Annotated in this window: 10 protein-coding genes; 7 read left to right on the top strand and 3 right to left on the bottom strand. The window is 69.4% G+C overall.

The window, feature by feature from the left end:
• Positions 1-53: 53 nt before the first annotated feature.
• Entirely contained in the window at positions 54-1,586 is a 1,533-nt protein-coding gene (locus ACGFIQ_RS35055) for an arabinofuranosidase catalytic domain-containing protein (protein ID WP_393250441.1), read from the bottom strand.
• 256 nt (positions 1,587-1,842) lie between these two features.
• Complete coding sequence (locus tag ACGFIQ_RS35050) at positions 1,843-3,678, bottom strand: RICIN domain-containing protein (protein WP_393250439.1); 1,836 nt, start codon at positions 3,676-3,678, stop codon at positions 1,843-1,845.
• A 295-nt stretch (positions 3,679-3,973) separates the two neighbouring features.
• Between ACGFIQ_RS35050 and ACGFIQ_RS35045 the strand changes: the two genes are divergently transcribed.
• From ACGFIQ_RS35045 to ACGFIQ_RS35030, 4 genes are read left to right on the top strand one after another with little or no spacing between them, the layout of a single operon-like run.
• Positions 3,974-5,212 carry an extracellular solute-binding protein gene (locus tag ACGFIQ_RS35045; protein WP_393250437.1) on the top strand — a complete coding sequence of 413 codons (1,239 nt, stop codon included), beginning with the start codon at positions 3,974-3,976 and terminating at the stop codon, positions 5,210-5,212.
• A gap of 18 nt (positions 5,213-5,230) precedes the next feature.
• Complete coding sequence (locus tag ACGFIQ_RS35040) at positions 5,231-6,202, top strand: carbohydrate ABC transporter permease (RefSeq protein WP_393250435.1); 972 nt, start codon at positions 5,231-5,233, stop codon at positions 6,200-6,202.
• The gene (locus ACGFIQ_RS35035) at positions 6,199-7,023 is read left to right on the top strand and encodes a carbohydrate ABC transporter permease (RefSeq protein WP_393250433.1); all 825 of its coding nucleotides are present in this window, start codon (positions 6,199-6,201) and stop codon (positions 7,021-7,023) included. Before ACGFIQ_RS35040 ends, ACGFIQ_RS35035 begins: the two co-directional genes overlap by 4 nt.
• A 32-nt stretch (positions 7,024-7,055) precedes the next feature.
• Complete coding sequence (locus ACGFIQ_RS35030) at positions 7,056-8,768, top strand: amylo-alpha-1,6-glucosidase (protein WP_393250431.1); 1,713 nt, start codon at positions 7,056-7,058, stop codon at positions 8,766-8,768.
• On the opposite strand, the gene ACGFIQ_RS35025 is transcribed toward ACGFIQ_RS35030, so the two are convergent.
• Positions 8,755-9,774 (bottom strand): LacI family DNA-binding transcriptional regulator, encoded by a 1,020-nt coding sequence (locus tag ACGFIQ_RS35025; RefSeq protein WP_393250429.1) that lies wholly within the window; start codon positions 9,772-9,774, stop codon positions 8,755-8,757. The two genes, ACGFIQ_RS35030 and ACGFIQ_RS35025, sit on opposite strands and share 14 nt — an antisense overlap.
• Positions 9,775-10,069: 295 nt before the next feature.
• On the opposite strand from ACGFIQ_RS35025, the gene ACGFIQ_RS35020 reads away from it, so the two are divergent.
• From ACGFIQ_RS35020 to ACGFIQ_RS35010, 3 genes are all read left to right on the top strand, one after another.
• Positions 10,070-11,545 carry an arabinofuranosidase catalytic domain-containing protein gene (locus ACGFIQ_RS35020; protein ID WP_393250427.1) on the top strand — a complete coding sequence of 492 codons (1,476 nt, stop codon included), beginning with the start codon at positions 10,070-10,072 and terminating at the stop codon, positions 11,543-11,545.
• Positions 11,546-11,676: 131 nt separating this feature from the next.
• The gene (locus ACGFIQ_RS35015) at positions 11,677-12,387 is read left to right on the top strand and encodes a DNA alkylation repair protein (protein ID WP_393250425.1); all 711 of its coding nucleotides are present in this window, start codon (positions 11,677-11,679) and stop codon (positions 12,385-12,387) included.
• A gap of 154 nt (positions 12,388-12,541) precedes the next feature.
• Positions 12,542-12,898: a YciI family protein gene (locus ACGFIQ_RS35010; RefSeq protein ID WP_393250423.1), complete on the top strand. Its 357-nt coding sequence runs from the start codon at positions 12,542-12,544 to the stop codon at positions 12,896-12,898.
• Positions 12,899-13,050: the final 152 nt, after the last annotated feature.

The raw sequence follows: 13,050 nt of genomic DNA, 5'->3' as shown, positions 1-13,050 counted from the left end.
CGAGTACGTGCGCCGGTCACCAGCTTCTGGTGACCGGCGCACGTGTTGTCGGGTCAGCGGTAGCCGGCGCTCACGATGCTGGCCTGCACCGCGTTCTCGGTCGCGTCGGACGGGTACCCGGCGACCATGGCTCCCTCGTAGAAGGTGCCGGCGCTCAGGTTCGCGCCGCCGTCGGGCTTGCAGCAGTCACCGCCACTGCCCAGGATGATCGCACCCTGCTTCTTCATCGGGCTGTAGCCCGGCGGGAGCGAGCCGTCGTACAGCGTGTAGAGGCTGCCGGCCGTGGCGTCGCTGCCCTTGATGGCGAAGCGGGACGTGCCGTTGTTCTTCAGCGTCGCGGTGACGAACTTGCTGGTGAACGCGCGCTGGTTCGGGTTCCAGCTCTGGCTGCCACCGGGGAAGAGACCCCACTCGAGGTCGGCCTGCACCCAGGGCCCGCTGCCGGAGCAGCCACCGAACCAGCACTGCTTGCTGAAGTTGATGGCGTCCATCGCACCGGCGGCGTCGGCCTTGCGGGTCGTCTCGCTGTTGCCGTAGTCGAAGCAGCAGCCGCTGTTGACGTGGGTGCCGCTGGTGACCATGTACATGCCCTCGGGCGCGGCACCGGTCGGCACGCCAGTGAGGTGCCCGTCGCGCCAGTAGCTGTTGCCGGGGTTGATGTAGAGCGAGTACGCCTTGGCGCCGCCCACGCTCAGCGACTCGGTCGTCGCGATCGCCGGCCTGCTCTGCGGGCTGCCCGGAACCACGCTGGACCCCTGGTACCACAGGTCGTTGCCGCGCCCGGACTGGTCGTAGACAACGGTGATCACGCAGGTGGTGCCGGCGCAGAACGAGTCCTGCGTCGCCGCGTTGGCGGTGCCGCCCGTGCCGGTCAGCCCGACGTTGCGGGTCGTGTTGTCCGACGAGCGTCGCACCTGGTAGAGGTTGCCGGCGTACGACGCGAGGAGGGCCCGGGTCGTGCTGTGCGCCGCGATGCACGGGGTGCCGCCGGAGGCGTAGATGTCGCACGGGCGCGCGCCGCTCGGCGGCGGGCTGGTCGGCGGTTCGGAGGTCGGCGGTACGGAGGTCGGCGGCGTGTTCGGCGAGGCCCACTGCTGGTTGGCGCCACCGTTGCAGGCCCAGAGGATGATCTTGGTGCCGTTCGCGGTGGCCGCGCCGTTGGCGTCGAGGCAGAGCCCGGACTGCACGCCGGTGATGGTGCCGTTGCTGTTGACGTTCCACTGCTGGTTGTTCTGGCCGTTGCAGTCCCAGATGATCGCCTGGGTGCCGTTGGTGGTGCCGCGGCCGGAGGCGTCCAGGCACTTGTTGCCGTACACCTGGAGTTGTTTGCTCGACGTCCAGGTCCAGGTCTGGCCGGCGGCGCCGTTGCAGTCCCAGAGTTGCGTCTGGGTGCCGTTGGTGGTGCTGGAGTTGGGCACTTCGAGACAGCGACCGGACGGCGTGCCGACGATCCGGGTGCTCTGCCCCGGCTGGATGGTGGCCGCCGCGGCGGCCCCGGCGGCGAAGGGCGAGCTGGTGGGGTTGGCGCCGACACCGACGCCGACGACGACGAGCACCCCGGCCAGGGCACCGGCCAGGAGGGTCAAACGTCGGACGCGTTGGCGTCTCGGGATGAGGTCGCGGGCTGTTCCTGGCCCACTACGGGACGGGATTCGCACGAGGTGGCTCCTCGGAGTCGTGGAAGCGCAGGGGGGTCGTCGAGCGCCACGGGCGGTGGTGGCGATGGCGAATCGATTCGCAGCGAATCGTATGACCTTTATTTTATTCATGTCAATGAATGCGGCGTCCGGTGACGCGCTGACCGCGGGGCGGGCAGCCAGCGCGTCACCTTCCCCGGGACGACTACCGCCCCAGGAGCCGCCACGTCTGGTTCAGGGTGCCGCTCTGGTTGACCGCCTTGCAGGTCCACTGGTGGACCAGCGCGCCAGCCGCCGTGGAGACGCCGCTGACGTCGACACACTTGCCACTGTGTCGCGCCACGAGTTGGTAGTCGTGCGAGTCGTTGCCCGAGTAGGTCACCTTGCGGAGGGTGAACTGCTGGTTGGTGCTGTTCAGGCAGGTCCACTGGTGCACGGCCGCGCCGTCGGCGGTGGAGACACCGCTGACGTCGAGGCACTTACCGCTCTGCTGGTTGACCACGGTGTACGTGTTGGCCACGCCGACGACCGGGCGGAAGTTCCAGAGCTGCTGGTCGCCGCCGTCGCAGAAGTTCTGCTGCTGGACGTTGCCGTCGGCGGTGCTCAGCCCGACGTTGTTGAGGCACTGCTGGGAGTGCTGGGCCACCGCCACCGACTGGAAGCTGGCGTCGGCCGGGGGCAGCAGGGTGACGGCGTAGGTGTCGGTCTGGTTGGTGTACGGCAGGGTCACGGTGGCGTTGTTGCCGGACACGCCGACCACGCTGTTCGAGACCGTGATCGGCCCCGGCACGGCGCCGCCACCGTTGTGCGGGATGCGCTGGGTGAGCACCCGGACCTGGCTGTTCTGCACGATGCCGCTCGTGGTGTCCAGGCCCTGCAGGTTGACGGTCAGGTTCCCGGTGGTACGACCACCGCCGATCAGGATCTTGGCGACCCCGGCCGCCTTCGTGGCGTACGCGTCGTACGACTGGCTGGGGGTGACCCCGACGATCTGCCCGGTCTGCGAGGCGTAGAAGCGGTAGTTCCACCACTCACCCTTGGGCTGGTGCTGCCCGGCCGAGTTGCGGATCAACAGGTTGCCGAGGTCGTTGTGCAGGCTACCGCCGCTGGCCCAGTTCGCCCGGAGGCCGTCGGCGCGGGCCCGCTCCAGACGGGCGATGTACCAGGCGCCGTCGGCCGGGTTCTGCTCGTCGGGCGCGCCGTACTCGTTGATCTGGTACGGACGCGGGTGGGCGATGCCGCGCGGGTCGAGGGTGGCGTTGGCGGCGGCGACGTTCGCGACCGGGTCACCCGGCAGCGAGTGCCAGCTGATGATGTCCGGCACCGTGTTGGTCGAGCGGACGAAGTCCAGGTACTGGTTCCAGAAGGCGTGGTTCGTCGACGGGACGCAGGCACAGCTCGGCCCGACGATGAGCTGGCTGGGGAACTCCGTCCGGATGCGCTGGTAGGTGCGCCGCCACAGTTCGAGGTACTGGGAGATCGGGCGGTTCCAGAAGATGGTGATGTTGGGTTCGTTCCAGATGTCCCACTGCACGCTCAGTCCGGAGGCCCGGACGTCGCTGATGAGCCGGGTCAGGAAGTTGTCGTAGTCGGTCCAGTTGCCGTTGTCGCCGGGGAAGCGGGAGATCCCGGCGCCGTCGGCGCCCCACAGGTCGTGCGGCAGGAGGATGAACTTCCCGCCGAGGGCGGTGGTCCGACGCGCCTGGGCGAGTGTGGAGTTCCACCGGCGGTCGTACGTGCCGCCGACCCAGCCACTGCCGGGCAGCTGCGCGCCGCCGGCCCGCATGGCCTGGAACTTGACGTCACGGTAGAAGTGGTCCGCCGGACCGCTGGCGTTCTCGGTCATGCCGTAGATCCAGCCGGACGCGCGGTAGGTCGGCGCGCCGTTGTCCGTGGCGAAGTTGACGCTTATCGACTCGTTGGCGGCCTGCGCCGGGGGCGCGGCGACGGTGACGGCGGCGGTGGCGGCGAGCAGGCCAACCACGAGTCGGGCGGCGAGCGCGCGGGCTCGGCCTGACCTGCCGGGGGACGGGGTTTTCACGGGCGGCTCCTTGGTGGGGCGCGGGGGACGCTCTCCGGAGGCTGCTTGCGAATCGATTCGCACGGATCGTAGGACCAGGAACTGAACGATGTCAATGAAGTGACGACGCGGTGAAGGTGGCGTTTCACAGCGCAACCTTCAGAACCTCCGCGCATCCCTTGACCACGCGCCGGGGGCGGACCTATCTTCGTGCGAACCGATTTGTCGAATCGGTTCGCCTCATGGTCGGACGGCTTCCGACCCGCGACGGTCAACCCGCACACCCCACCTGACATCGACTGAAGTGAGGCACCACATGACAGGACTCAGTCGTCGACGGCGCCTGGCCGCCGTCGCCGTGATAGCGCTCGCCGCAGTGACAGGCAGTGCCTGCTCGTCGTCCGACGGAGGGTCCGGCGACGGCGGCGGCGCCTACCTCGTCTGGGACCCGTATCCGCAGTTCGCCAACGACTCCGAGTGGGTCGCACTGCTCAAGAAGTGCGGCACCTCGGCAGGTGCGGCGACTGTCGAGCGGACCGGCTACGACACCACCGACCTGACCAACAAGGCGCTGCTCGCCGCCCAGCAGGGCAACTCGCCGGACGTGCTGATCGTGGACAACCCGGTCATCTCGACACTGGCCGAGGCCGGCGCGCTCACCACCACCGAGGACAACAAGCTCGACGTCTCGGCCATGGCCCCGAACCTGCTCGGCGCCGGTCAGAGCGCGGGCAAGACGTACGGGGTGCCGATCGGGGCGAACACCCTCGCCCTCTACTACAACAAGGACCTGCTGACCGCCGCCGGCGTCGATCCGGCCTCGATCACGGACTGGCCGTCGCTGACCACGGCACTGACCAAGGTCAAGGCCAAGGGGAAGAAGGGCATCACCTTCTCCGCGATCGGCACCGAGGAGGGCAGCTTCCAGTTCCTGCCCTGGTTCTGGGGTTCGGGAGCCCAGCTGACCAGCCTGGACTCGCCGCAGGCGGTGTCCGCGTTGACGCTCTGGACCGACTGGCTCAAGCAGGGCCTCGCCCCCAACTCGGTCATCAACAACACCCAGACCACGAGTTGGCAGGAGTTCGCCACCGGCGACTTCGCGTTCGCCGAGAACGGCACCTGGCAGCTGGCCAACGCGGAGAAGCTCGGCTTCTCCTACGGCACCATCGCGATCCCGGCCAACGCGGGCGGCCCGGCACCGGCACCCACCGGCGGTGAGTTCGTCTCCATCCCGGTGCAGAAGAAGACCGACAGGTACGAGACGTCGCAGAAGATCGTCGCCTGCCTCACCAACGCCGACAACCTCCTCACCACCGACACCACGCTGTCCTACGTCGCGCCCGTCGCCGCCGTGCAGGATCGACAGGCGACCGCGGACCCGAAGCTCAAGGTCTGGGTGGAGGCGGTCCGGGCAGCCAAGGGCCGCACCGGTGACAACCTCGGCACGAAGTACCCGAAGATCTCGGAATCCCTGTGGACCGCGGTGCAGGCAGCCCTCAGCGGTGGGAAGTCACCGAAGGACGCGCTGACCGCCGCCCAGGCCGCGACCAGGTAGCCGCGCCGAACCGACACCATGCTCCCCACGACACACAGCTCCACTGCCGCACCGGACCAGGGCGGGGCGGCCACGGCCGCCCCGCCCGGGCCTCCCCCGTCCCGCACCCGCCGGCCCAGCCGATGGCTCGCGTGGGCCTTCCTGGCGCCCGTCACCCTCTACCTGTCGGCCTTCTACGCCTACCCGCTCTACCGCAACCTCGACCTGAGCCTGCGCGAGTACACGGTCCGTTCGTTCGTGCAGGGCGGTGCGCCCTTCGCTGGCTTCGACAACTACCGGACGGTGCTGACCGATCCGGCGTTCGGATCCACCCTGGCGCACACCCTGATCTTCACTGCCGCGTCGCTCGTCTTCCAGTTCAGCATCGGCATGGCGCTGGCGCTCTTCTTCCACCAGCACTTCCCGCTGTCCCGCACGTTGCGGGCGCTGTTCCTCGTACCGTGGCTGCTGCCGCTGATCGTCTCGGCCTCGACCTGGTCGTGGCTCCTCAACAGCGATTCGGGGCTGGTCAACGCGGCACTCGGCGTCGTGGGGATCGACCAGGTCAACTGGCTCACCTCGCCGGGCTGGTCGCTCACCTCGGTGATCATCGCCAACATCTGGATCGGCATCCCGTTCAACCTGGTGGTCCTGTACAGCGGGCTACAGGCGATCCCGGTCGAGATGTACGAGGCGTCCGCGCTGGACGGCGCATCGAGCTGGCAACGGTTCTGGGGGATCACCTTCCCGCTGCTGCGCCCCGTCTCCGCGATCACGCTGCTGCTGGGGTTGGTCTACACGCTGAAGGTCTTCGACATCATCTGGATCATGACCAAGGGTGGGCCGAGCGACTCCTCCGCCACGCTCGCGACCTGGTCGTACCGGCTCGGCTTCGGCAACCTGCTGCCCGAGTTCGGTCCGGGTGCGGCAGTCGGCAACCTGCTCATCGTGATGGCCCTGGTCGCCGGGCTCGTCTACATCAGGATCCAGCGGAGGCAGAACCTGTCATGACCACCTCCACACCCCGGGTCTGGTGGAAGACCGCCGTCGGCCTGGTGCTGACCGGGCTGATGCTCTTCCCCGTCTACTGGATGATCAACGTGTCGTTCACCCGGGACCAGGACATGCGGGCCAGCCCGCCGCACCTGTTCCCGACCAACGGCACGCTGGACGGCTACCGGGCCGTCCTCGACCAACAGTTGCCGTACCTCGGCACCAGCTTCCTGGTCGGTCTCGGCACGGTGGTGCTCACCGTGGCGCTGGCCGCCCCCGCCGGATACGCGCTGGCGAAGCTGCGGCCACCCGGCGGCACCGCACTGAGCTTCGTCCTCCTGATCGCGCAGATGATCCCCGGCATCATCATGGCGATGGGCTTCTACGCCATCTATCTCAGTCTCGGCATCCTCAACACGCTGCCCGGCCTGATCCTGGCCGACTCGACACTGGCGGTGCCGTTCGGCGTGCTGATCTTCACGGCCTTCATGTCCGGAATTCCCGACGAGCTGCTCCAGGCCGCCGTCGTCGACGGCGCCAGCCGGCTGCGGACCTTCTGGTCGGTCGTGCTCCCGATCAGCCGCAACTCGATCGTCACGGTGTCGCTGTTCGCGTTCCTGTGGTCGTGGTCGGACTTCATCTTCGCCTCGACACTCGCCGGCGGCGGCGACCAGCAGCCCATCACCCTCGGCATCTACCACTACATCGGCAACAACAACCAGCAGTGGAACGCCATCATGGCCACCGCTGTCGTCGCCTCCATCCCGGCCGCGGTGCTGCTCATCCTGGCCCAGCGCTACGTCTCGATGGGCGTGACCGCCGGCGCCGTCAAGGACTGACCACCCGCAGCACAGAAAGGCACCCGCCACCCATGACCGTCGTCCCGTCCGGTCCGGAGTTCCCCGTCCAGGACATCCCGTTCAGCTACCGAGGATCCTGGTTCAACATCTCCCCGGTGGTAGCCGAGAAGACGTACGCCGACGATCTGCACCTGGTCTCCCACCAGACCGGGCTCCACGCCGTGCTCCGGCTCTCCCCCGCGGTCGCCGGCACCACTGTCGTCGCCACACCCGCGCTGCTGACCTGGCGAAACGGCGCCGACCGGATCGAGGCGGTCTACGACGGGCCGGACACCCTGCGGATCCGGGGTCGACGGCTCGGCCTGCGGGTGGCCGCGGCCGCCGCCACCCTCACCCCGTTCAGCGGCACCTACCTCTACCACGACCCGGTCGACGGCTCCCACGTGTTCACCTCGTACGAGACCGGGCGCCGCTACCGGATCACCGTGCTCTCCGGTGCGCTCCAGCGCACCGACGGTGTCGAGGCACTCGGCACCGCGGACCGATCCGTCGACCTCCCCGGCGACCAGCCCTGGGAGATCGCGATCGAGGAGTACGCCACCGCCCGCCGCCCGTACGTCGGATCCGTCTCCTTCGACCAGCTGTGCCGCGACCGGGCCGCCGAGTTCACCGCGTTCGTCGACGCGGTCGCGCCGTGGCGTGGTGCGGAGACCCCGGCCGCCGAGCTGGCCGCCTACGTCCTGTGGTCGGCCACCGTCGGCCCGGCGGGCTTCGTCACCCGGCCCGCGGTCCTGATGTCCAAGCACTGGATGGACAAGGTGTGGAGCTGGGACCACTGCTTCAACGCGATCGCCCTGGCCGCCGGCGAGCCGGAGCTGGCCTGGCACCAGTTCCACCTGCCCTTCGACCACCAGGACGAGGCCGGCGCGCTCCCCGACTCGGTCACGCACTCCGAGGTCCTGCACAACTACGTCAAGCCTCCCATCCACGGCTGGGCCCTGCACCACCTGCGTCGACGCCTTCCCCAACCACTCGACCGGGCGGCGCTGGCGCAGACGTACGACCGGCTGGCCCGTTGGACCCGGTTCTGGCTCGACGCCCGTCGGGCCCCCGGCCAGGAGCTGCCCCACTACCAGCACGGCAACGACAGCGGTTGGGACAACGCGACCACCTTCGACGGCAGCCGGGTCCTCCAGACGGCCGACCTGGCCGCGTTCCTGGTGTCCCAGCTTCGCTGCCTCGCCGCCCTCGCCACCGAGCTGGGTGAGCCCGCCGACCAGTGGTCCCGGGAGGCCGACCGGGTCCAGGGCGCCATGCTGCGGGACCTGTGGGACGGCGAACGCTTCGCCGCCCGCAACCCGCACACCGGCCATCGGCGGACGAGTCGGAGCCTGCTCGACCTGATGCCCGTCGCGCTCGGGGCCGACCTACCCGCTCCGGTCGCCGTCGCACTGGCCCGGGGCGTCGAAACCCACCTGACCACACACGGGTTGGCCACCGAGCCGATCGACTCGGCGCACTACCTCGCCGACGGCTACTGGCGTGGCCCGATCTGGGCGCCCTCCACCGTGCTGGTCGAGGACGGCCTGCGGCGGGCCGGGCAGACCAGGGTCGCCGACGAGATCAGCCGACGCTTCCTCGCACTGTGCGAGAAGTCCGGGTTCGCGGAGAACTTCGACGCCGAAACCGGGGCCGGGCTCCGGGACCGCGCGTACACCTGGACCGCCAGCAGCTATCTCATTCTCGCCGCCGGTCAGGAGGAACGGCGGGTCACGAGGGGGTAGCCCGCACCGGACCGGTGCTGGAGCGCAGCGAGATGGGCGGGCTGTACAGCCGGTGCCGTGGCACGGCGCCCGGGGCGGCGATGCTCTCCAGCAGCAGCGACACCGCCTCGGCGCCCATCTCGACCATCGGGACGTCCGCGGCGGTCAACGGCGGGCGGAAGTCCTCCGCCCAGTGCTGGGCGGCGACACCGGTGACGGAGAAGTCGCGCGGCACGGACAGGCCGGCGCTGGTCAGCGCGCGCTGCATGCCGGGCAGCGCGGCCTCGTTGATGGTGGCGACGGCCGTGACGTCGGGATGTGTCACGAGCAGCTGTTCCACGCACGCCTCGCCGGCGGCCGTGTCGTCGCCGCAGCAGACCTCCACGCCGGTCAGCCCCCGGTCCGCCGCCGCCGCCCGGAAACCGGTGAGCGCTCGATGGCTGGGCCCGTAACCCGCGGCCACCAACTCGGCGGAGCGGTTGACCAGGGCCACGTGCCGGTGCCCCAGGTCGGCCAGGTGGTGCACGCAGCGGGCGATCAGCCCGGAATAGTCGATGTCGATCCAGCTCATGTCGTGCGGCTCGGCGATCCGCCCAATCGTGACGAACGGCAGACCGGTCTTGGTCAGGCGGGTCACCCGGTCGTCCTCCAGGCGGATCTCCATCAGGACCACACCGTCCACCCGGCGCCCGGTGACGATCCGCTCGAACGACCGGTCATGGTCACCCCCGGACGGGGACAGCAGCACGTCGAGGTCGTGGCGCGCGGCCGCCTCGACGACGCTGGCGACGAAACCCAACTGCATGTCGGTCAACCGCTGGCTCGCCGGGGGAATCACCAGCCCGAGGGTGCGGGTGCGTCCCTCCTTCAACGCGCGGGCGCTGGCGTTCGGTCGGTAGTCCAGCTCGTCGATGACCGCCTGGATCCGCTGCCGGGTCCCCTCCGAAACGGTCCGTTTCCCGCTCAGGACGTAGGACACGGTGCTGCGGGACACCCCCGCCCGACGGGCGATCTCCCCGATGTTCATACCGCGCCCTCGAATCGATTATTGCCCCGACACGGGCACGCACCATCTGTCCCTGACGAGCATATCCGTCCGGAATCCCCGGTCCGAGTCCGGAAGTTCCGCAGCCAGCACGGGCACAGCCGGCGATTCCAACACGTCGTGGAACCGGTGCGTGACGAGGTGGATGTCGGTGGTCGCCGAACCGGACGCGCGGACTGCGGAAGGTAGCGCAATAGATGGATGCACATTAATGTAAAAAGGTGTGACGTGTGATGTCGCTTACCACCGCACCCCACCACACCGCCGAGAGGATCCGATGAATGTGAAGAGACGCTTGCGTCGCATGATGGCCGCTGCGGGAACCCTGCTGGTTCTCGCTGTCGGTGCCAGCATCTACGTGGTCGCGGACGCGCCGGGCGTCGCCCGCGCCGCCGGCACGGGACCGTGCGACATCTACGCCTCGGGGGGCACCCCCTGCGTGGCCGCGCACAGCACCACCCGCGCGCTGTACGGCGCGTACAACGGCCCGCTCTACCAGGTCCGGCGGTCCTCGGACAACACCACCCGTGACATCGGCGTGCTGAGCGAGGGTGGCTACGTCAACGCCGCCACGCAGGATTCGTTCTGCGCCAACACCAACTGCGTCATCACCATCCTCTACGACCAGTCCGGCCGCAACAACCGGCTCACCCAGGCCTTGGGTGGCGGCGTGCCGGGCCCCGGCCCTGGCGGGTCGGACAACCTTGCCGACGCGAAGGCGGCGCCGATCACGATCGGCGGCCAGAAGGCGTACGGCGTCTACATCGCTCCCGGCACCGGCTACCGCAACAACAACACCAACGGCATCGCGACCGGCGACCAGCCCGAGGGCATCTACGCCGTCCTCGACGGCACGCACTACAACAACGGGTGCTGCTTCGACTACGGCAACGCGCAGACGAACGCCATGGCCGACGACATCGGCATCATGGAGACCATCTACTTCGGCAACAACAAAGTGTGGGGCTACGGGGACGGCAACGGCCCCTGGATCATGATGGACATGGAGTGGGGACTGTTCTCCGGGGTGAACGCGCGGTACAACCCCATGCCGCCCATCAACCACCGCTTCGTGACGGCCATCGTCAAGGGCGAGCCCAACCACTGGGCCATCCGGGGCGGAAACGCCCAGGCCGGCGGCCTGACGACCTACTTCGACGGGCGCCGCCCCAACGGCTACCACCCGATGAAGAAGGAAGGCGCCATCCTGCTCGGCATCGGCGGCGACAACAGCAACACCGGCCGAGGCACCTTCTTCGAGGGCGTGATGACCTCCGGCTACCCGACCGCGGCGACCGAGGACGCGGTGCAGGCGAACATCGCCGCCGCCGGGTACGCGCCGTCCGGTGGTAACCCGCAACAGGGCGTCCAACTCGTCGGTGGCCAGTCCAACCGCTGCGTCGACGTGCCGAACGGCACCACCACCAACGGCACCCAGGTCCAACTCTGGGACTGCATCAGCAACAGCACCGCCCAGCGCTGGACCCACACCGCCGGCAAACAACTCCAGGTGTACGGCAACAAGTGCCTCGACGCCAACGGCCAGGGCACCACCAACGGCACCCAGGCCATCATCTGGGACTGCCACGGCGGCACCAACCAACAATGGAACATCAACTCCAACGGCACCATCACCGGCGTCCAGTCCGGGCTCTGCCTCGACGCCAGCGGCGCCGGGACCGCCAACGGCACCAAGCTCCTCCTCTGGGCCTGCAACGGGCAACAGAACCAGCGCTGGTCCACCCGCAGCTGATCCGTACCACCACCCGATCGGCGGTGCCGCCTCCGCGAGACGCACGGAGGCGGCACCGCCGGCGGTGCCGCACCGCCAGGGCGCGGTCGGAGGTCATGGCCGGACCGGCGGTCCCGGTAGGTTGGGCGGTGATGGCCACGACCGCCGACGTCCGTGCCGAGCTCGCCAGCCTCGCCGACCCGCACCGAGCGGCGGCGTCGAGCCGGTTTCTCCAGATGACCCCGGGCGGGTACGCCGAGGGCGACCGCGCCATCGGCGTCTCCGTGCCACAACAGCGCACGGTGGCCGCCCGGTACTGGCGCGATCTTCCTCTGTCGGCGACGGCGGACCTGCTGGCCGGCGACGTACACGAGGAGAGGCTGACGGCGCTGTTCGTCCTGGTGCGCAAGTTCGCCAGGGGCGACGAGCAGGCCCGGGGCCAGATCTTCGACATCGTCCTGGCCAACACCGACCGCATCGACAACTGGGACCTGGTGGACTCGTCCGCGCCGTACATCGTCGGGCCCTGGCTGCTCGACAAGGACCGCGGCGTCCTGGATCGGCTGGCCGCGTCGACCCTCGTGTGGGACCGGCGCATCGCGATCATGGCGACGTTCGCCTTCATCAGGGCCGGCGACTTCCAGTGGACCTTCCGGCTCGGCGACCAACTCCTACGCGACCCCCACGACCTCGTGCAGAAGGCGGTGGGCTGGATGCTGCGCGAGGTGGGCAACCGTGACCGAGCGGCGGAGGAGCGGTTCCTCGCCGGGCGCTACCAGGTCATGCCACGGGTCATGCTGCGGTACGCGATCGAGAAGTTCGAGCCTCGACGACGTCGGATGTACCTGACCGGAATGGCCTAGCGCAGGCACGGTGAGAGAGATCCGGACGCCTACGATGACTCCCCGGTCGTCGAACGGAGAAAATTTCGCCAGGCTGTCGATCCGCGGCTGCGCGAGCTCGTCGTCTAGGTAGTGGCCACCACCGACGGGGCCAGCACACGATGGGATACCAGACATGGCGAAGTACATGATCCTCATCTACGGCGACGCGCAGCAGTGGGACGCGATGACCGACGAGCAGTGGAAGGCCCACGACGCGGCCCACGTGGCGTTCGTGGCCGAGGCCGGCGCGCGGATCCTCGGCGGGCAGCAGCTGGAACCGGCGCCCACGGCCACCTCGCTGCGGGCGGACGCACTCGGCCAGCTCGACACGACCGACGGGCCGTTCCTGGAGACCAAGGAGGCGCTGGGCGGCTACTACCTGTTGGAGGCGGCCGACCTGGACGAGGTGCTGTCCCTGGCGGCACTGCTGCCCGAGGTGCGCGCCGCACACAGCGGTGTGGAGATCCGTCCGGTGGTCGACCACGGATGAACGACACGGTCGTGGGGGGGGGGGGCCCCGCGCCCCCCCCCCCCCGGGGCCCCGGGGGGCGGCCCCCCCCCCCCCCCCCCCCCCCCCCCAAAAACCCCCCGCGGGGGGGCCCCCCCCCCGGGGGGCCCGGCCGCGCGGACCGGGGGCGCAGT

The sequence above is a fragment of the Micromonospora sp. NPDC048898 genome (assembly GCF_043198035.1).
Taxonomy (GTDB): Bacteria; Actinomycetota; Actinomycetes; order Mycobacteriales; family Micromonosporaceae; genus Micromonospora.
The sequence above is the reverse complement of the archived record's forward strand: the minus strand, read 5'-3'. Positions and strand labels throughout refer to the sequence as shown.